Raw genomic sequence first — 20414 nt, 5'->3', positions numbered from 1 at the left:
TGCTTCATGCAAAGGGCGGCCCTCAGCGGCCGCCCTTGCCTGTGTCTATGAGAAAAAAGATTTTAGCTTTATTGCAGCGTCATTACCGGCGCTACCACGATATCCTTTTTTACGTACTTACCCTGTGCGTGATAGCCGTATCTACTTTTGCGGCGGTGGAAATTTCCCGTGCCAAAAACGCCCAGGAACGCGAAAACCTGCACGAGCGGGAAATCCCGGTGGCGGAATATACCGTCAAAGAAAAACCGATTTATGTGGCCCTGCAGGAAGCGGGGCTGGACAATCAGCTGGTGGCGCAAATTGTAAGCAAGCTTTCTTCCGTGGTGGATACGCGCAAACTGCAGAAACAGAATGTATATTCCGTGTCGGTGGATTCGGACGGAAATTTTATTTTGCTGTTGCTGACGCAAGGATTTAAGCGCTATTATGTGGCCAACGTAGAAGGCGCGTTAGTTGCCGGCGTGAGCGATGTGGAAATTAAAACCCGCGTGAAAACGGCCGCGGGGAAGGTGGAAGGCTCTTTGTTTAATTCCATGCTTTCCAAAGGGCTTGAAGTGCCGCTTATTTTAGATTTTACGGACGCTTTTTCCTGGACGATAGACTTTAACACCGATACCCGCAACGGCGACGAATACTCCGCCTTGTGGGAAGAACACTACACCGCTTCGGGCGAGATCACCGGGCAGGACTTGCTGGCGGCCTCTTACAAAGAAATTGAACGCGGCACCACGACCAACGCCTTCTATTTTGAGGGAGATTTTTACGACGAAACCGGCAAAATGAGCCGCAAAATGTTCTTAAAATCGCCCATCAGCTTCCGCAATTACCGCATTTCGTCCCGCTTCTCGTACGGACGGATGCACCCCATTCTGAAGGTGCGCCGCCCCCACTTGGGGATTGACTATGCCGCCCCGGCGGGTACGCCCGTGCAGGCGGTGGCGGACGGTACCGTGCGCTTTGCCGGGCGCAACGGGGGATACGGCAACTTTGTGGAAATCCGCCACGCCAACGGCTATACCACCATGTACGGTCACTTAAAAGGCTACGGCAAAGGCATCAAGTCCGGCGCCAAAGTCAAGCAAGGCCAAACGGTGGGCTATGTGGGCAGTACGGGGCTTTCCACGGGGCCGCATTTGGATTTCCGCATCAAAGAGAAAAACAAATTTGTGGATTTCTTAAAGATGAAAAACCGCAACTCCGCCGTGCGGGACGTACCCAAAAACAAGCGGAAAGAATTTGAAGAGCTAAAAGTGTTATACTTAAAGGAATTGGACGCGGCAAAAAAAGAGGCTTTTAAAAAGCCGTCCGCGTCGGAGGAACAGGATGAAGCATAAAAAGATTGCGCTTACCGGAGGCCCCAACAGCGGCAAAACCACGGCCCTTTCTATTTTAAAGGAAACGTTCGGCCCCAAAGTAGAATTGGTGCGCGAAGCCGCCACGATGATTTTCAGCGGCGGGTTTCCGCGGCAGGACAACAGCCGCCCCCATATTGAAGCCGCCCAGCAGATTATTTTCTACGCAACGCGGGAAATGGAAAGCTTGGCCGAAGAATCTTCCGACGCGCCTTTAATCGTGTGCGACCGCGGCACGGTGGACGCCGCCGTCTATTGGCCCGGCGGGGTGGAAGACTTTTTTGCCCGCATGGGCACCACGCTGGAGGCCGAACTGGCCCGCTACGATGCGGTGCTGCATTTGTCGCCGCCTTCCAACCCGGCTTTTTATCAATCCACGCACGTGCGCACCGAAAGCCTGCAGCAGGCGTTTGAGATTGACAGAAAAATCCTTAAAATTTGGGAAAAACACCCCAACCGTTTGGTCGTGGGCGGGACGGAACACTTTTTTGAAAAAGCGGAAGTCATCAAAAATTTTGTAGAAAAAATCATCAAAGGATAACTTATGAAAAAAATCGTTTTAACCGGCGGCCCCAGCGGCGGCAAAACCACGGCTCTTTCCATTTTGAAAGAAACGTTTGGCAACAAAATCGCGCTTGTGCAGGAAGCGGCCACGCTGATTTACAGCGGCGGTTTCCCCCGCAAGGACAACAGCCCCGTTCATATTGAACACGCGCAAAACATCATTTTCTATACGGTGCACCAGCTGGAGCACTTGGCGGAAGTTACTTCCAACGCCAAAGTAATGGTGTGCGACCGCGGGTCTATCGACGGCGCCGTTTACTGGCCGTACGGCCCGGAGAATTTCTTCACCTCCATGCACAGCTCCCTGGAGGCCGAACTGGCCCGCTACGATGCGGTCATTCACCTTTCGCCGCCGCCGGAAAAAGATTTTTATCAGGCCACCAACGTCCGCACCGAAAGCTTGCAGCAGGCGTTTGAAATTGACGACAAAATTTTAAAAATTTGGGAAAAACACCCCAACCGCCTGGTCGTCCCGCGGGAAAAACATTATTTTGAAAAAGCGGAAATTATCAAAAATTTCGTAGAAAAACTTATTTCCGAATAATAAAGGAGCAGTAATTACGTATGTGGAATCCGTTTAAGAAAAAACAGGAAGGGGAAGCCGCCCCGCAGCAGGCTGCGGCGGAGCCTTCCAAAAAGGAATCAATAGAAGAACGTTTGGAGCGGGAGATTGACTCCCTGCCGGATATGATTAAAGGCAAACTCAAAGATCCGGCCATCAAAAAACGTTTTATCGATATTGCCAAACGCATGGAAAAAGACGGCGTGGACTTTAAGAGCATCCGCCAAATGAAAAAATGGATGAAAGCCCACGAAGCCGAACTGCGGGCCGAAGCCGGCGGCGGCACGGTGACCAAGGTGGAAACCGTGGTGCACGAAGGGCCCAAAATCGGGCGCAACGATCCGTGCCCGTGCGGCAGCGGCAAGAAATACAAAAAATGCTGCGGCGCAGGCAAATAGGGCGTTTGCTACAAATTAAATCAGGCGGGCAAATTTACTTGCCCGCCTTTTCTTTGAAATTTTGAAACCGCAAAAACGGATTTTTTATTTTTGGGAATAAATTCAGGCCGTTGCATTAAAAAACCCGCGTGTAAACACGCGGGTTTTTTGTTTGGCCCTAAAAGTTATTTTTCCAGCCGGGAAAGACGCCCTTGGGCCCGGGTGGCCAGCTTGTCCGTCGGGTGGTTGATGATGAGTTTCTTGTAAATTTCCACCGCTTGGGCATTGCGGCTTTGCTGTTCATACGCCCGGCCTAAATCGTACATCAGTTGGGGCGCGTTGGGGCCTTTCGGATGGGCCAAGAGCGCTTTTTCCATAGATTGGATATATTTGTTGTCATCGCGCATTTTTTTGCGGGCCAAATCCGCCGCTTTTAACAAGGCCGCGGTGGATTTTTCTTCATCCTGTTGGAAAACGGCTGCCGTTTGGTGCAGGGTGTTATAAGCCTCGGTGTAATTTTTGGTTTTGGTATACACGTCGGCCTTTCCCTGATACGCCTCGTAGGCGGCCGGGGTAGTGCCCAGGAGCTCGATGGCTTTGTCGTAATTAATCAGGGCGCTGTCGTATTGTTTGTTGTTTTCGTCCAAAATGGCCATGTGTTTGTACACAATGCCCGTTTCGGACGAACCCGGAAATTCGCGCAGGACTTGGGTATAAGTAGCCATGGCGTTGGCGGTGTCTTTTAAGTTATCGGCGTAGATATCGCCAATTAAGCGCAGGCTGGCCGCCCGGTAGGGCGTTTTGGGGTACAGTTCACCGGCTTTTTTGTACTGCGAAATGGCCGCCAAATAGTTCCCGTTTACGCGGTGCAGGTCGCCGTACCACAGTTCTACCATATCGGTAGCTTCGTAGTTGGGGTTGGCCACAAAAAACGCTTCAAAGGCTTGGGCGGCCGGCTCGTAGAGGGAGCGGCCCGACAGTTTGGAAAGCGCATACAACGCCTGGGCTTGGCGCTGGGCCGGGGTGGTCGTTTTTACGTCCGGAACCGCCATAAACAACGCGGTGGCGCTGTCGCGCTCTTTGGGGTTTACGGCCAGCACGGCATCGGCCATCAGCGGCGTGAGAAGCGCCATATCCACCTGCGGAAACTGCTGGCGCAGGGTAAACAGCGTTACCAAGGCGCGGTCGTCTTCTTCGGCGCGCAGGTACAGGCGGGCCTGCAACAGCAGGGCGTCGGCTACTGCGGGCTGGGTAGGATTTTGTTTAATCCACGTGCCGAGGTTATCTGCCAGCGTTTTGGAAAAAGCACGTTCCTCGCGGGTAGGCTCGGCGGAAAGGGTAAGTGCCTGCTTCTTATAAAACTCAAGCGAAGCGGCGGCGTCTGCCGCGCAGACGCAGGGGGCGGCAAAAAGAACCGCCACAGCGGTAATAAACAGTTTATTCATAGTTATCTGTAGTTGGTAAACTGGAGTTCCACTCCAAAATCTTTGCCTCTTAAGAGGGCCATGGTGTTTTGCAGTTCGTCTTTGGATTTGGACGATACCCGTAGCTGATCACCCTGGATGGAAGCCGAAACTTTCAGTTTGGCGTCCTTGATGGCTTTGGAAATTTCCTTGGCTTTGTCGGCCGGGATGCCCTGCTGAATTTTGACCGTCTGTTTGGCGTTTCCGCCAAGAGCGGCTTCAATTTTTTGCGGGAGCATGTTTTTAAGCGGAATGCCGCGCTTGGCGATGCGGGTAAAAATAATGTCGCGCAGGGTGTTTACCTTGTATTCATCGCTGGAAGCGAGTTTGAGCTCGTTGTCTTTTTGGTTCAGTTCAATGCTGGAATTGGTTCCTTTAAAATCGTAGCGGTTGGTAATTTCTTTATTCGCGGCGGAGACGGCCTCCGAAATTACGTTCAAATCCACTTTGGAAACGATATCAAAGCTGTAATCTGCCATTTGGTATACCTCCGTCATCGGCGGGAGCCGATTTATTTCCTATATTATATCTTTTTTTGTACAATGATTTTATCGGCGAGGCAACCGCTGTTTGACGTTTTTCCCGCCTATTCTACGGAGGTTGACGTGTAACGTGGCGCCGGGCTTTCCGGCGGTATTTTGCTTATGAACATTAAAATTCGTTTGACCGTAATGAATTTTCTCCAGTTTGCCGTCTGGGGGGCGTATTTGACGTCTATGGGTACGTTCCTGGCCGGAGCGGGCTTGGCGGAGAAGATTGGTTGGTTCTATGCGGCACAAGGTTTTGTGTCGCTTTTTATGCCGGCAATCATCGGCATCGTGGCAGACCGCTGGGTTCCTGCCCAAAAATTATTGGGCATTTGCCATTTCTTGGCGGCGGCCGGTATGGCCGCGGCGGCCTATTTCGGCTCGCTGCCGCAAGTCAGCTTTGCGGCGGTATTTGGCATGTATTTGTTCAGCGTGGCTTTCTATATGCCTACCATTGCCCTTTCCAACTCGGTGGCCTATACCGTGCTGCGCCAGCACAATTTTAATACGGTCACGTCTTTCCCGCCCATCCGCGTGTTCGGTACGGTGGGTTTCATTTGCGCGATGCTGACGTCCAACTTTACCGGCTTCCAGAACACCTATATGCAATGGTATTTCTCCGGTATTTTAGGCTTGGTGCTGGGGCTGTACTGCTTTACGCTGCCCAACTGCCCTACCTGCGAAACCAAAGCCAAAACCTTGGCCGAAGCGCTGGGCCTCAAGGCGTTTGCGTTGTTTAAAGAAAAGAAAATGGCGATTTTCTTTATTTTCTCCATGCTGCTTGGGATGTCTTTGCAGGTAACCAACGCCTATGCCAACCCCTTTATCAACGGGTTTAACTCCTTGGAAGGGTTTGCCGGCTCTTGGGGCGCCAATAACGCCAACGCGTTAATTTCGCTTTCCCAAATGTCCGAAACGCTTTGTATTTTGCTGATTCCGTTCTTCTTAAAACGCTTCGGCATCAAGAAAGTGATGTTAATCAGTATGTTTGCCTGGGTGCTACGCTTCGGATTCTTCGGCATCGGCAATCCGTCCACGGCCTCCGGCATTGTGCTGTTGGTGCTTTCCATGATTGTGTACGGGGTAGCGTTTGACTTCTTTAACGTGTCCGGCTCCTTGTATGTGGACAAGGAAACCGACCCGGCCATCCGCTCCAGCGCACAGGGCGTATTTATGCTGATGACCAACGGCTTTGGCGCCATGATCGGCACGCTGGGCGCGCAGTGGGTAATTAACAAATTGGTAAACGTGCACATCAACGCCTATACGGCGGCCAACGGCTTTTTGCCGGCGGGGTCGGTGTATCCGGCGGATGTGTCTAAGGCGATTATGAACGGCTGGAGCGAATCCTGGTTTGTGTTTGCGGGGTTCTCGCTTGTCGTGGCAATTCTGTTTGCCTTTGTGTTTAAATACAAACACGTGCCGGAAGCATAATTGACCGTTTATTTTAAAAAGGCGTTTCCGTTTGGAAACGCCTTTTTTGTTGTGTGCTTAAAAAGCATAAAAAAACCGCCCTTGTTAAGGGCGGTTTTTAAAAGGATTCCGGCTTATTTAGCAGCTTTGTTAGCGGCTTTGGCCAAGCGGGATTTCTTGCGGGCGGCCGTTTTCCAGTGCATCACGCTCTTTTTGGCGGCCTTGTCGATGCAAGATTCTGCTTTTTTCAAGTCTTCTTTAAGCGTAGCGGCTTTCGTCTTGGCGGCGGCTACTACGGCTTTGGTGGCCAAGCGGACTTTTTTGGTCAGTCCTTTGTTTGCGGAAGTTCTTTTTTCAGCTTGGCGCTGCGCTTTGATGGCGCTAGTGTGTCTACCAGTTTTTAATTTTGCCATTTAATAATTCCTCTATACAAAAATCGGTTATTTATATTTTATCCTTTTATTTTTTCCGGGTCAACTTCTTTTTAACAATCCGCCCTGCCGGCGCGGGAAATGTTAAAATAAAAATATGGATCCCCGTTTAGATATTTTACCAAATAAACCCGGCGTTTACATCATGCGCTCCAAAGAGGGCACGATTATTTACGTCGGAAAAGCCAAAAACCTGTCCGACCGGGTAAAACAGTACTTTCAGGAATCCAACCTCTATTCCCGCGGCTGGAAGCTGCCCTGCCTGCTGCCGCTGATCGCCAAGATAGACTATGTAACCACCGCCAGCGAACGCGACGCTTTGGTGCTGGAAGAAAAGCTGATTAAGCAGTACCAGCCGTTTTTCAACTCGCTGGGGAAAGACGGCAAAAGCTACCCGTATTTAAAGCTGACGATGGGGGAGGACTACCCCCGCCTGCAGCTCACGCGCCGCGTGGTGCGCGGGAAAGATTTGTATTTCGGGCCTTACCCCAAGTCCAGCATCGTCAAAAGTCTGATGCGCTTTTTGTGGAAAAGCAAATACGCGCCGCTTCGGCCGTGTAAATGGAATTTTTCGCGCCAGAAGCCGTTGGACGAGCGCAAAATCAACACCTGCATTTATTACCACACCGGCCAATGCCCGGCCCCCTGCGCCGGAAAAATTTCTTACGAGGATTACCGCGCCATCGCCCAACGCATGGCCGAATTTTTAGACGGGCACTTTGGCAACATTACCGAAACCATTACCTCGCTGATGCACCAACACGCCCAAAAGCTAGAGTACGAGCAAGCCGCTGTGTACCGCAATTTTTTGCAGGCGCTGGCCCACATGCAGGAGCGGGTTATCGTGGGGCGGTTTAAGGACGATCAGATTACGACAGCCATGGAAAATACCGACAAACTAAAACGCTTGGCTCAGGTAATTGGCATGCATAAACTGCCGGCGCATATAGAGGCGTTTGATAACTCGCACCTTTTTGGACGGGAAGCCGTGGGCTGTATGGTGTGCTATATCAACGGCGAAAAGAACCACGAACATTACCGCCGCTTTAAAATCCGCTCCAAACTGCCCGAACGGGGCGGCAGTGATTTTGCCATGATGGAAGAAAGCGTCTACCGCCGTCTGCGCCAATTAAAGCGCGATCCGTCCCAAACGCCGGATTTAATTTTGCTAGACGGCGGCAAAAGCCAAATTTCAGCCGCCATGAACGCGTTTGACCGCGCGGGCCTCTATATTCCGTTTATTGCGTTGGCCGAAACGCACGAAGGCATTTATCTGCCCGGCGCGGCGGAAAGCATTAAGCTGCCCATTGGCGATCCGGCGCTTAACCTGCTGATGGAAATCCGCGATGAGGTGCACCGCTTTGCCATTACCTACCACCGCAAACTGCGCGGCAAGGCCGAGCTGACCGGCCACCAAAGTCAGGAAGGCCTGATAGACGGCAAAGATCCCGCCGGCCGGGATTTGTAAGCCGATTTTACGCCATAAAAAAACGCCTTGGAATTTTTCCAAGGCGTTTTTTGCGCAGAACGCTTTTATTTAAAGCTGGACGTTCCCAGTTTTTGCTGGAGATAAGTCTTCAAGCCGGAAGGATCGCTGGTGTGCGAGAGCGCTTCTTGATAGCTGATTTTCTTTTGAATATACAAATCGCCCAAGGCTTGGTTCATGGTAATCATCCCCATGCCCACGCTGGTTTGCATGGTAGAGATAATCTGCTCGGCCTTGCCGTCGCGGATTAAGCTGCGCACGGCGGAGTTGGCCAACAACACTTCGCACGCCATGGCGCGCCCGCCGGTTAAGGTGGGAATTAACTGCTGGGACAAAATTGCTTCCAGCACGAAAGAAAGCTGCGTGCGGATCTGCGGCTGTTGTTCGGCGGGGAAGACGTCAATAATACGGTTGATGGACTGCACCGCGTCGTTGGTGTGCAAGGTGGCAAACACCAAGTGCCCCGTTTCGGCCAGCGTCAGGCAGGCTTCCATGGTTTCCCGGTCGCGCAACTCGCCGACCAGAATGATATCCGGGTCTTGGCGCAGAAAGTGCTTGAGCGCCGCGGCAAAGGAATGGGTGTCCGCGCCCACTTCGCGCTGGTTGACGATACTGCGTTTGTGCGGGTGGACGAATTCGATGGGGTCTTCTACCGTCATAATATGGTTGCTTTCGTTCATATTCAGGTAGTTGATCATGCTGGCTAAAGACGTAGATTTACCAGACCCCGTGCACCCCGTTACCAACACCAGCCCTTTGTTGAGCTTCATAATGTTGTATACCACGGGCGGCAGGTTTAATTCCTCAAACGATTTGAAATCGTTCGGAATGGAGCGCAGGGCCGCGGCCACGCAGCCTTTTTGTTTATAAATATTAACACGAAGACGGCCCAAAGATTTTAACCCGAACGAAAAGTCCAATTCCAAATCTTCTTCAAATTGTTGGCGCTGTTCGTCGGTCATAATGGAGTAGATGAGGGTTTGCGCCGTTTCTTTGGTAAGCGGCTCAAACTGGGTGGCATACAAGCGGCCCTGGATACGCAAGACCGGCGGCACGCCGACCGTCAGGTGAATATCGGAAGCGTTTTTGGCTTTCATCAACTTGAACAGATCGTCCATTAAAATCATAAGTAACCCTCTTTGTTATTGAATTTTTCCTACCAAGTCCAGTGTGATGTTGTTCAAAGCACCGGTCAGTTTGCCGGCCTCCACGTCCGCCTGGAAGATATAGACAACCGGTTCCATGCGGGTTTTGGTTAGCCTGTATTTTACAATATATGTGCTCTTGTGCAAAGGCTCCACAGACCAGCTGGCGGTATACCCTTGCGTAAGCTGCGGCCGATAAAGCTGATTAAGATAAGCGGCAATCGTCCCCTTGTTTCCGGGCAGGCGGTAATTTTGCACCAGCGAAAGGGCCTTGTTTTCTTGCGAAGGCTCCGTGATGGTTTGCGGCGGAGGTGGGACGGGAATATCCGGCAGCAGTTCGCTGGAATCGGCCGGGCTTTTCTCCTGCGGCTGAACCGACTGTGCTTGCGGAGCCGCAGCCTGGGGCGTCGGATCCGAAGCCCCCATAACGGTTTTATTGATATAAGCCGCCGCACCTACCGCCAACAACGCAATAAGCACCGAAAGAGCCGCCATGGCTTTTTTGTTTTTCCGTTCCCGTTCGATACGTTCGTTGCGGGTTTGGTTTAAAAATTCTTGAATTTCCGGCGTTTGTTTCAGGCGCGGACGCACATGGTTTACCTGCGGTTCCACCGTAACGTTTTTAATCGGCTCCAGCACTTCCGGCGTGGGCGTTACGTCCAATTTCCCTTCCAAAATATGCCGCACGGTCGCTTCCTTGGGATCTTCGGCAGGCGGAGTGTCGGCAGGAACTTCTGCTTGCAAAGGGGCAACGTCCACCGGTTCCGGTTGTTTGGAAGCCGGCACCAATTCTTCCGGTTGTGCGTCTTCTTTTGCGGGAGCCTCCTTTTGGGGAGATTTCACTTCGGAAATCGTTTTTTGCTCGGCGTCCGGCGCAGGGGCCGGTTCGGGCGTCTGGTTAAACTGGGGAGAAGAAGCAAAAGAGGAAATTTTTTGCTCGGGTAAAGGCGGCAGCTGTGTTTCCGGCTGGCCCAGCACCGGCAGTTGGGAGGTCGTTTGCAGCGTTTCCTGTTCCGGTTTGGCCGTCGAGGTTTCTTGTTTTGCAGGCGTTTGCTGCAGCGGTTGTTCCTTAGACGCAGGCGGTTGCCCGTGAACGGTTAAAACCAAATCTTCCTCGGCCGTTTTGGACATGGGGATAGAGGCCGGTGTCGGTTCCGCGGCGGGAGCAGGCTCCGCCTTTTTGAGCGGTTCCGCGGCGGCCGCTTTTTCGTTAGCCGGGGCGGAAACAGGCGCCGTTTCCTCGGGCAGTTCTTCGGGTTCCTCTTTGGGAGTAAACTCGTCAAAAGGGTCGTCTTCTATCGGCTGGACTTCCTTATCCGTAGGCGGATTTGTTTTTTCAAATTGGGTTTGCAGGGCGCGCGCCAAGTTCATATCCGAATTTTCATTCGGATCGGGAATGCCCAGAATGTTGCCCAAATCTTCGCCTTTGATGTTATTGAAATAGTCTTCAATCGGGCCGGGTTTGGCCGGTTTTTTAGGAATTTCCAAGGAAGGTGATTCCACCGAAGGCGTTTCTTCCAAATCGCCCAGCGGGGAACGTTCTTTTAGCAAGGTGTCCATTTCCTGGTCAAAAGAATCCGTTTCCTGCGCCGGTTCCGGCGCAGGAATGGAAATTACTTCCGAAGGATCAAAATGGAAATCTGGAAAGGAAACCGCCATTTTCCAGCTGTCTTGGTCTTCACTGAAATTTTCGGGACAGACCAAGCTGGTCGCCGCAAAACCGCGCCGGGCCGCAAGCTCTTTGGGCTCAAACGGGCCGACGACGTCATTTCCGTCAAAAAACCAGTACTTCATGGCGGCTCCTTGCCCCTATCGGGCGGAGTTATTTGCAATACTGCAGCGCGTTTTTAAGCCGCGCGAGTACGGTGTCCTTCCCCATATATTCCAACATTTTAAACAACGTGGGCCCGTGGGTGCGGCCGGAAACGGCCACGCGCACCGGGTGGAAAATCTGCCCCGCTTTCATGCCGTTTTCTTTGGCGTAAGCGCGGGCGGCGGTTTCCAGGTTGGTTTCCGTGAAGTCGGTTAAATTCCCGTATACTTGAATCATCCCTTCCAGCACTTTTTTGGCTTCGGGTTTGGAGAAAACTTTGTCAATCGCTTCCTGTTCAAATACCGGGTCTTCAAAGAAGAAGCGGATCAAATCGGGAATTTCGGTCAACAATTTGTATTTTTCCTGTTCCAGCCCGATGATTCCTTCCAGCCGGGCGCGGTCTACGCCCGAAACGTTGATGCCGGCTTTTTCAATAAACGGCAGGGCCAGATCCGTCAGGCGGGAAAGGGGCGTGGCGCGAATGTATTCCCCGTTCATCCAGTTCAGCTTTTCCGGATCCATTACGGCCGGGCTGGGCTGGCAGCCGGAGATGTCAAATTTTTCTTCCAGTTCGCCCGGGGCAAACAACTGCTGGGAATCGGGCGTGGCCCACCCCAAAAGCGCCAAATAGTTTTTAAGCGCTTCGGGCAGGTAGCCCATATTGCGAAATTCCACCACATTCGTGGCGCCGTGGCGCTTGGAAAGTTTTTTGCCGTCCGGCCCGTGAATCATGGACAGGTGGGCAAAAATGGGTTCTTTCCAGCCGAGGGCGCGGTAAATCTGGATTTGGGCCGGCGTATTGGAAATGTGGTCATCGCCGCGGATGACGTGCGTCATGCGCATCAAATGGTCGTCCACCACGACGGCAAAGTTATAGGTGGGGTAGCCGCTGGTTTTTTGGATGACCAGGTCATACAAATCTTTGCTGGCAAATTTTACGTGCCCGCGGATCATATCGTCCCATTCCACGTCGCCTTCCTGCGGCATGCGGAAACGGATGACGTATTTGCGGCCTTGGGCTTCCAGCTCTTTTTGCTGTTCTTCCGTTAAGTGGCTGCATTTGCCGCTGTACTTGGGCGGGCGGTGTTCGGCCAGGCATTTTTGGCGGTTTTCTTCCAGTTCTTCTTCGGTGCAGTAGCATTTGTAGGCTTTGCCTTCGGCAAGGAGCTGGTCAATGTATTTTTTATAAATGCCCATATCGGCGCGCTGTGCCTGGTAATAGGGGGCGTCGGGCCCTTTGTTGGTGCCGTCTGGCATGGGGCCTTCGTCCCAGTTTAAATTCATCCATTGCATGCCTTCAAAAATGGCATCGGTGGAAGCTTGGGTGGAGCGTTCTTCGTCGGTATCTTCAATGCGGAGTAAAAACGTGCCTTTATTTTTTTTGGCAAAAAGGTAGTTAAAAAGCGCAGTACGAACCCCTCCGATGTGTAAAAATCCAGTCGGAGACGGGGCAAATCTAACTCTTACGGTCATAAGGTATGGTGTCCTCTGTTGTTATATAGTATACGTTATAAATATATTATACTTATTATGGGAAATTTTTTAAAATATATAAAAGTAAGTTTTGATAACTTTTTGAAGAAGGAGCGTTGTACGTGAGTGCGTTTTTTGTAGTGGCGTCTATCGTGCTGTGGCTGATGCAGGTAACGGTAGGGGCGTGGCTGTATTTTGCTTTCCCGCAAATAGGCTGGAAAGTGCCTGTGGCGGCAGTGCCGCTGCTGATGACGGTTTTGTTTCAGGTATTTATGTCCTACACCCGCACGCATTGGGGCGTATGGGAAAGCTGGGCGTATTATTTTGCCTATGCGTGGGCGGGGCTTGCGTTTTTGGCTTTTTGCATTTGTGCGGTATGCGCGTTTGTCCAGTGGGGGTTGTTCTTTTTTCATGTGCAGGCGCGGGCGTGGCTGGGGCCGCTTAGCGTAGGGCTGATGGCGGTTACCGCGGCGCTGGCTGTTTACGGGGGAGTTGCTTCGCCGCGCGTAAAGCACATTTCGGTTACCCTTCCCGGGGCGCCTAAAATGAAGTTGGCGCTGTTGTCGGACGCGCATTTGGGAATGGGCGTTTCGCTAAACCGGTTGGACAAGGCGCTAAAACGCGTGGAAGAACAAAAGCCCGACGCGCTGCTGGTGTTGGGGGATATTTTTGAATACGGGCCCAACCGCTTGGCGTATGCCAAACGACTGGCGCAGGTACAAACGCCGCTGGGGGCGTACGGCGTGTTTGGAAATCACGAGTATTATGTGGGGTATGACGCGTCCAAGGAATTTTATAAAGAAGCGGGAATAAAACTGCTGGAAAACGAACTGGCCCAACTGCCTAACGGCGTGCAAGTGGCCGGGGTGAAAGACGTGCGCACGGCACATGTCCGCGCGCGGGATGTGGAACAGCTGCTCCGCCAGGCCGATCCGGCCCGTACGCTTCTCTATTTAAGCCATACGCCGCTTTACGCCGAAGAGGCCGCCCGACAGGGTGCCGATCTGATGGTCAGCGGGCATACGCATAATGGGCAGATTTTTCCGTTCAATTTTTTGGTGCGGCTGCAGTTTCCGCGGGTGTATGGGCTGTTTGCCGTAGGGCAAATGAAATTTTACATTACGTCCGGTCTGTTTTACTGGGGTATTCCGCTGCGGTTTTTGGCGCCGGCGGAAATCCCGATTATTGAGGTAAACGCATGAAGCATTGGCTAAGCGTTCTGCTCTTGTGTGCGGCGCTGCCGCTGGCGGCGGCTACGCGGTTTGAGGATTTGTCCTACGAAGAAAAACTGGGGCAGACGCTGGTGGTGTTTGTGGATATAGACAGCGCTTCGCTGGTGCGCCCGGCCATAGAGCAGGGCAAAGTGGGCGGGGTGCTGATTCAATGGGGCAACTATTCCCTGAAGCAAACCCAGGAGCTGATTGAAAAATTGCAAAGCTGGGCCGCCAAAAGCCCGCATCAAATCCCGCTGTTAATCGCCATTGACTACGAGGGGGGCACCGTCTACACACCCATTACGCTGGGGTTTGACTACCTGCCTACCAACATGATGCTTTCGGCCTCGCAGGATGAAGAAGGCGCCGCCGCCATTGCTTATTTGGCCGGGCTGGAGCTGCGCCGGGCCGGCATTCACATCAATTTTTCGCCCGTGCTGGACGTTAACAGTAACCCCAATAACCCGATTATCGGCGTGCGTTCTTTTGGCTCAGACCCGCAGAACGTTACCAAAATGGGCATCTCGCTGATGAACGGATTTAAAGCGGCGGGGATTATCAGCGTCGTCAAGCATTTTCCCGGTCATGGGGATACGTCGGCCGATTCCCACTACAAAGTGCCGGTGGTAAAAGCCGGTTACGAAGAACTGCAAAAAATCCACCTGGCGCCGTTTGCCGAGGCCGTGCGCCAAGGCGTGCCCGGCGTGATGACGGGGCATATTTTGTACCCGGCGCTGGACAGCAAAAACATCGCCACCTTTTCCAAGCCGATTCTGCACGACCTGCTGCGCGAAAAACTGGGATTTAAAGGCTTTGTGGTTACCGACAGTTTGGATATGAAAAGCGCCACTTCTTTCTGTACCATTGCCGGCTGCGCGGTGCGCGCGCTGGACAGCGGGGCCGATATGATTTTGCTGGGCCGCTACATTAAACCGCTGACGGTGTTTAAACAAATTTTAACGGAAACCCGGCAAAAAAACATGCAGCCGCGGGTGGAAGATGCCGCCCGGCGGATGTTTGCCCTAAAAGAAGAATTGGGCCTTTTGGACGGAACGGCCGAAATCCCCGCCCCCATTGAGCAGGCGTACAAAGCGGAACTTGAGAAAATAAGCGACGAGTCCGTTACTTTGGTGCGAGACCGAAACGGAATGATTCCTTTTACGGTGCCGGAGGGGAAAAAGCCCACCGTGTGCGCGGTGTTTTTTGCGCCTTCGCGCTTTGCAGACCAGCTGATGGGTTTTTCCAAACCGTTTTTGGAGAAAGGGTGGAACGTGCGCAGTTACAACGCGGCGCTTACCCCGCGCAAAAAAGACAGCCAGCGCGCCGCCGCCTGCGCCAAAGGGGCGGATTTGCTGATTTTAACCAGCCTGCAATGGGCCGATAAAACCAACATCAACCAAAAAAACGCCATTCACGGGCTGATTGAGGAAAATAAAAATGTGGTGTTTATCTCCACCATGAGCCCGTACGATATCAAAAATTACCCGGAGGCGGACGTTATTCTGGCTACCTATGGGTTAAATAAATACGCTTTGCAAACAGCGGCGAATATCATCTTGGGCAACTTGGCCCCGCAGGGCGTACTGCCGGTGGATTTGCAGCTGCCGCCCGAAACTACTTCTTCGGCTGCCGATGTGCGTTCCAAAACTCGTACACCGCAGGCAGCAACGAAATCACGATAATAGCCACCACGACATAGTGGAAATGGTTTTGCACCACGGGCAAATCGGCAAAGAAATAGCCGCCCAGCGTAAAAGCCAGCACCCACAGTGCGGCGCCGATTAGATTGTAAGAGGCAAAGTGAAAGTACGTCATTTTCCCAATGCCCGCCACAAACGGCGCAAACGTGCGGATAATGGGTATAAAGCGCGCCAAAATGATGGTTTTGCCGCCGTATTTTTCGTAGAAAGCGTGGGCTTTGTTGAGGTGGTCTTTATTTAAAAAGATACTGTCTTCTTTGGTAAATACCTTTGGCCCCAGCCATTTGCCGATTTCATAATTGCAAAAATCTCCCAGCACGGCGGCTGCAAAAATAACGGGAATCAGCCAATACAGGTTGATGCTGCTTCCTTCGGCGGCGGCCAGTGCGCCGCAGGCAAACAACAGCGAATCTCCCGGCAAAAAAGGCGTAACCACCAAGCCCGTTTCGCAGAAAACCACTGCAAAAATCACTACGTATAACCAGACGCCCATCCAGGCCGCCCAGGCGTTGAGATGCACATCCAGGTGCAAAAAAATATCAAGAACTTGCGATAATAATTCCATATTTAAATTGTACTAAATAGCGGGGAGCGTCTTCCGGAAAGAAAAAATTGCATTTTGGCAGCGATTATGTTATTATTTACTTACCGGTAAGTAAAACATATAAATTTCACGTATCGGGGGGTAAATAAAAGAGCTCTTCTGTTGAAGAGCTCTTTTTATTTGGGAAGAAATTGGAATACTATTTGCTAAACAGCGTCAAGAGAATGCCTTTTAGCAAAATTTTGGGGTCGGATGAGGTGGAGGATTTAAACGCCGCATCGGCCTCTATAATGCGGTTTAACGCACTTAAAAAATGGCTTTGCGAAGGGAACAGCCGGGCTTGGTTGACCAGGCGGCTTTCCCAATACATCAGCCCTGCCGCGCGTAAAATTTCGGCCGGCGCCATACCGGCTTGGCTCAAGCGTTTGATGCGCGCCATTTTTAAAATGGGGAAAGTCATCTTGCTTAAAATAGATACGGGCTCTTCCCCGTCGTCCACCAATTTGTCCACCAACTGCACCGCCCGGTTTTTGTTGCAGGCGGTAATGGCGTTGGACAGTTCAAACGGGTTTTCTTCTTTGCTAAATCCGATGCAGGCCAGTACGTCGGGCTTGGTGATGTGTTTGTCGGCCCGGTCGGCGGTGTAGAGGGAGAGTTTTTCAATTTCGTTTTCCAGCGCGTTTAATTCGCCGCCGATGCTTTCGCACAATAAATCCACCGAATCAAAATCGGGCTGCAGTCCTTTTTCCTGCATTTTTTGGCGCACCCAAGCGTTGAGTTCATCCTTTTTCAGCTCGTCAAAGCTTACGACGCGTCCCGCGTCCGAGCAAACTTCCGCCAGTACCTTTTCCGTTTTCATTTTTTTGGCGTCGTTGTGCGTCAGCACCAAGGTGGTGGTGGGCAGCGGATTATCCAAGTAGCGGATCAGCGCTTCTTTGGGGTCTTTGCGCAGTTTTTCAATGCCGGTCAGCACCACCAGGCGGTTTTCCGAAAATACGGGCGCCGTGTTGGCCAGGGCCAATACTTCACCCAGGTCTGCCTTGTCGGCCTCGCTTTGGTAGGAATTGAAATCGTCCGGGTGGAGCACTTCGCGGATTTTTTGAATGGCCAAATTCTTGCGATAGACGTCTTCCCCCGTCAGCAAATAGACGGGGGAAACGGTATTTTTGGCAAGTTCGGTGTTTAATTTTTCCGCGGAGATTTTGGACATATGTTATTGGGTAATGGTGGTATATTCCGGGTTGTTCATCACTTTCTTTTTGTTTTCGCTCATCACCGAGCCAAACCCTTCCACCGTGCGTTTGACGATGTCTTTGGAGAGTTTTTCAAACACCACGTCCCGCGCCTGTACCTCGGTCATGCCGCCGGGCAGGGTGGAAGCCGCATAAATTTGCGTGCCCAAAAACGCCGGCTCGCGCCAGACGGGCGCGTTGGTGGTTTTGTCCATAAACACCACATCCAGCCAAATGTCCATGCGGTACACGGTGGGAATGAGTTGGCTGTCGTACTGGATGGGCACATTTAAATAGCGGGAAATGGTGGTTACCACCACGCCTTCGGCGCCGTTGTTTTCGGAGACGATTTGATAGGAACCGTCGCGCAAAAATTCGTCGTAAAGCTCGTTATAGAACTTGTCTTCCAAGGCGAAGACTTCCGTCTTGTTGAGGATTTGGCGCACCGCGATTTTTTTGATGTGCTGCGGCATAATTTGGGCCTGCGGTTTGTACACGGCCCCTTCGCTGGCGCACGCCGCAAGCGCGGCGGCCGCACATAAAACAGACAAGAATTTTTTCATACAGACTCCCTTTTGCCGGCCTTTGGGCGGGCTTTTTATTTTTGGGGGGCGGCCACAAAGCTGACCATGCGGCCGGGGACGACAATTACTTTTTTAATTTCCAATCCTTCCAAGCTGCGCTGTACTTTGGCGCTGGCGCGGGCCAGCTTTTCCATTTCTTCGCGCGAAGCGTTTGCCGGCACGGAAATTCGGTCGCGCACTTTGCCGTTTACCTGCACGCCGATTTCTACGGAATCGTCCTGCAGCAGATCCGGGTTGACCTTCGGCCAGGCGGATTTAACCACAAATCCTTCGTAGCCTTTTTGCTGCCAGATTTCTTCGGTTAAGTGCGGGGCAAACGGGTGTAAGAGTTTTAAGAACGTTTGGAACGTGTCTTGGCTTACTTGCGGCAGTTTGCTGATATCGTTAAACAACACCATCAGTGCCGAAATGGCGGTATTGAAACGGAAATTTTCAATATCTTCGCTTACTTTGGCGATGGTTTTGTTCTTCAGGATTTCGCTCTTTTTCGGATCCGGCCCTTCAAAAAGCTTTACGCTTTCGCTCCAGGCGGCTGTGCGCTTTAAAAAGCGGGAAATGCCTTCAATGCCTTTCATGTCCCAAGGTTTGCTGGCCTCAAACGGGCCCATAAACATTTCGTACATGCGGAAAGCATCCGCCCCGTACTGGGAAAGAATTTCATCGGGGTTGATGACGTTCTTTTTGGATTTGGACATTTTTTCCACCATGGGGGAAAGTTCCTCCCCGGTGGTTTTTAAGAAGGCTTTTCCGTCTTTAAAATCAATTTCGTCGTAGCCGTGGTAGGCGCCCATTTTATCCCGGTACGAGAACGCCAAAATCATGCCTTGGTGGCGCAATTTTTGGAACGGTTCCGGGTGGCTTACGACGCCCAAGTCAAACAGCACATGGTGCCAGAAGCGCGCGTACAATAAATGCAGCACGGCGTGTTCCGCACCGCCGATGTAGCAGTCCACGGGGCCGTAGGCTTTTTCAATTTCCGGGTCTACCAGCGCTTTGTCGTTGTGCGGATCCATATAGCGCAGATAATACCAGCAGGAGCCGGCCCATTGGGGCATGGTGTTGGTTTCGCGTTTGGCCGGGCCGCCGCAGTGCGGGCAGGTGGTGTTTACCCAACTTTCCACCGTGGAAAGCGGCGATTCGCCCGTGCCCGAGGGTTCAAATTTTTCTACTTCCGGCAGCGTCAGCGGCAGCTGGTCTTCCGGCAGCGGCACCACGCCGCATTTGGGGCAGTGCACAATGGGGATCGGTTCGCCCCAGTAGCGTTGGCGGGCAAACACCCAGTCGCGCAGTTTATAGCTGGTTTTGGCGTTGCCCAAGCCGCGCTGCGTCAGCCAGTCAATCATGGCGGCTTTGGACTCTTGCACGTGCATGCCGTTTAAAAAGCCGGAGTTGACGAGTTCTCCGTCTCCCGTAAAGGCTTCTTTTTCCACGCCTTGTTCGCTTTTGATAACTTCGATGATATCCAACCCGAATTTTTTGGCAAAAGCGTAGTCCCTCTCGTCGTGCGCCGGCACGGCCATAATCGCGCCGGTGCCGTAGCCCATCAGCACATAGTCGGACGTCCACACCGGGATTTTTTTGCCGTTTACCGGGTTGATGGCGTAGGCGCCGGTAAATACGCCGGTTTTGTCTTTATTTAAGTCGCCGCGTTCCAAGTCGCTTTTTTTGGCGGCTTCGGCCTGGTAATGTTCCACCGCGGCTTTTTGCTCGGGCGTAACAATTTTTTTCAAAATCGGGTGTTCCGGCGAAACCACCATATACGTGGCGCCGAAAAGCGTGTCCGGGCGGGTGGTAAATACGGTTAAAATATCGTCGTGCCCGTCCAGCTTGAATTTGACTTCCGCCCCGTTGGACTTGCCAATCCAGTTGCGCTGCATGGTCAGCGTGCTTTCGGGCCAGTCCAGCTTGTCCAACCCTTCCAGCAGTTTTTCGGCGTAGTTGGTAATGCGCAAAATCCACTGGCGCAGGGCCTTGCGTTCGATTTCGTGGCCGCAGCGTTCGCACTTGCCGTTAAACACTTCTTCGTTGGCAAGCCCCGTTTTGCACGATGGGCACCAGTTGATCGGCACGGTGGATTCATACGCGAGGCCTTTTTTGAAAAGCTGCAGAAAAATCCACTGCGTCCATTTATAATACTTCGGGTCGGTGGTGTCGATTTCGCGGCTCCAGTCGTAGGCGAGGCCGATGGATTTGATTTGGCGTTTAAAATTGGCGATGTTTTTATGAGTAGTAATGCGCGGGTGAACCCCGGTGGCAATGGCGTAATTTTCCGCAGGTAGGCCGAAGGCGTCCCACCCCATGGGGTGCAGCACGTCGTAGCCGTTCATCAGTTTATAGCGTACCAAAATGTCCGAAGCGGTATACCCTTCCGGATGGCCGACGTGCAAGCCGGCGCCCGACGGATATGGGAACATATCCAAGCAGTAAAACTTTTTGCCTTTGGGCATTCTGGGGCTGGCGAAAAGGTTGGCTTTTTCCCAGCGGTCTTGTTGTTTCTTGTCAATTTGCGGAAAGTTATCAATACTCATACTACT

The 20414-nt window shown here is 52.2% G+C and carries 18 protein-coding genes; 8 read left to right on the top strand and 10 right to left on the bottom strand.

Annotated features, from left to right (window positions below):
- Positions 1-47: 47 nt before the first annotated feature.
- The 4 genes from B5F75_RS01090 to B5F75_RS07440 are packed head-to-tail and all read left to right on the top strand — an operon-like array spanning position 48 to position 2876.
- The gene (locus B5F75_RS01090; protein ID WP_087286633.1) at positions 48-1334 is read left to right on the top strand and encodes a M23 family metallopeptidase; all 1287 of its coding nucleotides are present in this window, start codon (positions 48-50) and stop codon (positions 1332-1334) included.
- Positions 1324-1893: an ATP/GTP-binding protein gene (locus tag B5F75_RS01085; protein WP_087286630.1), complete on the top strand. Its 570-nt coding sequence runs from the start codon at positions 1324-1326 to the stop codon at positions 1891-1893. Before B5F75_RS01090 ends, B5F75_RS01085 begins: the two co-directional genes overlap by 11 nt.
- Before the next feature lie 3 nt (positions 1894-1896).
- On the top strand, positions 1897-2460 hold the full coding sequence (locus B5F75_RS01080; protein ID WP_087286627.1) for an ATP/GTP-binding protein: 564 nt from the start codon (positions 1897-1899) through the stop codon (positions 2458-2460).
- 20 nt (positions 2461-2480) lie between these two features.
- Complete coding sequence (locus B5F75_RS07440) at positions 2481-2876, top strand: SEC-C metal-binding domain-containing protein (protein WP_204201191.1); 396 nt, start codon at positions 2481-2483, stop codon at positions 2874-2876.
- Positions 2877-3040: 164 nt separating this feature from the next.
- Here the strand turns inward: B5F75_RS07440 and B5F75_RS01070 are convergent, their stop codons facing one another.
- Both B5F75_RS01070 and B5F75_RS01065 read right to left on the bottom strand, forming a co-directional pair.
- Positions 3041-4300 (bottom strand): tetratricopeptide repeat protein, encoded by a 1260-nt coding sequence (locus B5F75_RS01070; RefSeq protein ID WP_087286624.1) that lies wholly within the window; start codon positions 4298-4300, stop codon positions 3041-3043.
- A gap of 2 nt (positions 4301-4302) precedes the next feature.
- The gene (locus B5F75_RS01065; protein WP_087286621.1) at positions 4303-4797 is read right to left on the bottom strand and encodes a YajQ family cyclic di-GMP-binding protein; all 495 of its coding nucleotides are present in this window, start codon (positions 4795-4797) and stop codon (positions 4303-4305) included.
- A gap of 165 nt (positions 4798-4962) precedes the next feature.
- On the opposite strand from B5F75_RS01065, the gene B5F75_RS01060 reads away from it, so the two are divergent.
- Positions 4963-6279 carry an MFS transporter gene (locus B5F75_RS01060; protein ID WP_087286618.1) on the top strand — a complete coding sequence of 439 codons (1317 nt, stop codon included), beginning with the start codon at positions 4963-4965 and terminating at the stop codon, positions 6277-6279.
- A gap of 113 nt (positions 6280-6392) precedes the next feature.
- Here the strand turns inward: B5F75_RS01060 and rpsT are convergent, their stop codons facing one another.
- Positions 6393-6671, bottom strand: a complete 279-nt coding sequence (rpsT, locus tag B5F75_RS01055) for a 30S ribosomal protein S20 (protein WP_087286615.1) — start codon at positions 6669-6671, stop codon at positions 6393-6395.
- Positions 6672-6786: 115 nt separating this feature from the next.
- Here rpsT and B5F75_RS01050 point away from each other — a divergent pair, with 115 nt between their 5' ends.
- Positions 6787-8157 (top strand): GIY-YIG nuclease family protein, encoded by a 1371-nt coding sequence (locus B5F75_RS01050; protein ID WP_087286612.1) that lies wholly within the window; start codon positions 6787-6789, stop codon positions 8155-8157.
- Between the two features lie 65 nt (positions 8158-8222).
- Here the strand turns inward: B5F75_RS01050 and B5F75_RS01045 are convergent, their stop codons facing one another.
- From B5F75_RS01045 to gltX, 3 genes are read right to left on the bottom strand one after another with little or no spacing between them, the layout of a single operon-like run.
- A complete protein-coding gene (locus B5F75_RS01045; protein ID WP_087286609.1) occupies positions 8223-9302 on the bottom strand; it encodes a type IV pilus twitching motility protein PilT in 1080 nt (359 codons plus the stop codon).
- A gap of 15 nt (positions 9303-9317) precedes the next feature.
- A complete protein-coding gene (locus tag B5F75_RS01040) occupies positions 9318-11114 on the bottom strand; it encodes a hypothetical protein (protein ID WP_087286606.1) in 1797 nt (598 codons plus the stop codon).
- A gap of 28 nt (positions 11115-11142) precedes the next feature.
- Complete coding sequence (gltX, locus tag B5F75_RS01035; protein ID WP_087286603.1) at positions 11143-12606, bottom strand: glutamate--tRNA ligase; 1464 nt, start codon at positions 12604-12606, stop codon at positions 11143-11145.
- A 122-nt stretch (positions 12607-12728) separates the two neighbouring features.
- Here gltX and B5F75_RS01030 point away from each other — a divergent pair, with 122 nt between their 5' ends.
- Together B5F75_RS01030 and B5F75_RS01025 are read left to right on the top strand one after the other, a co-directional pair.
- Positions 12729-13808 carry a metallophosphoesterase gene (locus B5F75_RS01030; protein ID WP_087286600.1) on the top strand — a complete coding sequence of 360 codons (1080 nt, stop codon included), beginning with the start codon at positions 12729-12731 and terminating at the stop codon, positions 13806-13808.
- Positions 13805-15502: a glycoside hydrolase family 3 protein gene (locus B5F75_RS01025; protein ID WP_087286597.1), complete on the top strand. Its 1698-nt coding sequence runs from the start codon at positions 13805-13807 to the stop codon at positions 15500-15502. Before B5F75_RS01030 ends, B5F75_RS01025 begins: the two co-directional genes overlap by 4 nt.
- Here B5F75_RS01025 and B5F75_RS01020 read toward each other — a convergent pair.
- The 4 genes from B5F75_RS01020 to leuS form a co-directional block, all read right to left on the bottom strand.
- The gene (locus B5F75_RS01020) at positions 15435-16085 is read right to left on the bottom strand and encodes a DedA family protein (RefSeq protein WP_087286594.1); all 651 of its coding nucleotides are present in this window, start codon (positions 16083-16085) and stop codon (positions 15435-15437) included. The two genes, B5F75_RS01025 and B5F75_RS01020, sit on opposite strands and share 68 nt — an antisense overlap.
- Before the next feature lie 178 nt (positions 16086-16263).
- A complete protein-coding gene (gene holA / locus B5F75_RS01015; protein WP_087286591.1) occupies positions 16264-17274 on the bottom strand; it encodes a DNA polymerase III subunit delta in 1011 nt (336 codons plus the stop codon).
- 3 nt (positions 17275-17277) lie between these two features.
- Entirely contained in the window at positions 17278-17859 is a 582-nt protein-coding gene (locus tag B5F75_RS01010; protein WP_087286588.1) for an LPS assembly lipoprotein LptE, read from the bottom strand.
- Between the two features lie 35 nt (positions 17860-17894).
- Complete coding sequence (gene leuS, locus B5F75_RS01005) at positions 17895-20408, bottom strand: leucine--tRNA ligase (RefSeq protein WP_087286585.1); 2514 nt, start codon at positions 20406-20408, stop codon at positions 17895-17897.
- Positions 20409-20414 lie beyond the last annotated feature (6 nt).

The organism is Elusimicrobium sp. An273 (genome assembly GCF_002159705.1).
GTDB lineage: Bacteria > Elusimicrobiota > Elusimicrobia > Elusimicrobiales > Elusimicrobiaceae > Avelusimicrobium > Avelusimicrobium gallicola.
The sequence above is the reverse complement of the archived record's forward strand: the minus strand, read 5'-3'. Positions and strand labels throughout refer to the sequence as shown.

Excerpts from the sequence above, each read along its gene's own strand:
- B5F75_RS01065 (WP_087286621.1), bottom strand. The coding sequence starts at position 4,797 with ATGGCAGATTACAGCTTTGATATCGTTTCCAAAGTGGATTTGAACGTA.
- B5F75_RS01010 (WP_087286588.1), bottom strand. The coding sequence starts at position 17,859 with ATGAAAAAATTCTTGTCTGTTTTATGTGCGGCCGCCGCGCTTGCGGCG.
- B5F75_RS01025 (WP_087286597.1), top strand. The coding sequence starts at position 13,805 with ATGAAGCATTGGCTAAGCGTTCTGCTCTTGTGTGCGGCGCTGCCGCTG.
- B5F75_RS01060 (WP_087286618.1), top strand. The coding sequence starts at position 4,963 with ATGAACATTAAAATTCGTTTGACCGTAATGAATTTTCTCCAGTTTGCC.
- leuS (WP_087286585.1), bottom strand. The coding sequence starts at position 20,408 with ATGAGTATTGATAACTTTCCGCAAATTGACAAGAAACAACAAGACCGC.
- holA (WP_087286591.1), bottom strand. The coding sequence starts at position 17,274 with ATGTCCAAAATCTCCGCGGAAAAATTAAACACCGAACTTGCCAAAAAT.
- B5F75_RS01040 (WP_087286606.1), bottom strand. The coding sequence starts at position 11,114 with ATGAAGTACTGGTTTTTTGACGGAAATGACGTCGTCGGCCCGTTTGAG.
- B5F75_RS01045 (WP_087286609.1), bottom strand. The coding sequence starts at position 9,302 with ATGATTTTAATGGACGATCTGTTCAAGTTGATGAAAGCCAAAAACGCT.
- B5F75_RS01020 (WP_087286594.1), bottom strand. The coding sequence starts at position 16,085 with ATGGAATTATTATCGCAAGTTCTTGATATTTTTTTGCACCTGGATGTG.
- B5F75_RS01080 (WP_087286627.1), top strand. The coding sequence starts at position 1,897 with ATGAAAAAAATCGTTTTAACCGGCGGCCCCAGCGGCGGCAAAACCACG.
- gltX (WP_087286603.1), bottom strand. The coding sequence starts at position 12,606 with ATGACCGTAAGAGTTAGATTTGCCCCGTCTCCGACTGGATTTTTACAC.
- rpsT (WP_087286615.1), bottom strand. The coding sequence starts at position 6,671 with ATGGCAAAATTAAAAACTGGTAGACACACTAGCGCCATCAAAGCGCAG.
- B5F75_RS01090 (WP_087286633.1), top strand. The coding sequence starts at position 48 with ATGAGAAAAAAGATTTTAGCTTTATTGCAGCGTCATTACCGGCGCTAC.
- B5F75_RS01070 (WP_087286624.1), bottom strand. The coding sequence starts at position 4,300 with ATGAATAAACTGTTTATTACCGCTGTGGCGGTTCTTTTTGCCGCCCCC.
- B5F75_RS01085 (WP_087286630.1), top strand. The coding sequence starts at position 1,324 with ATGAAGCATAAAAAGATTGCGCTTACCGGAGGCCCCAACAGCGGCAAA.
- B5F75_RS07440 (WP_204201191.1), top strand. The coding sequence starts at position 2,481 with ATGTGGAATCCGTTTAAGAAAAAACAGGAAGGGGAAGCCGCCCCGCAG.
- B5F75_RS01050 (WP_087286612.1), top strand. The coding sequence starts at position 6,787 with ATGGATCCCCGTTTAGATATTTTACCAAATAAACCCGGCGTTTACATC.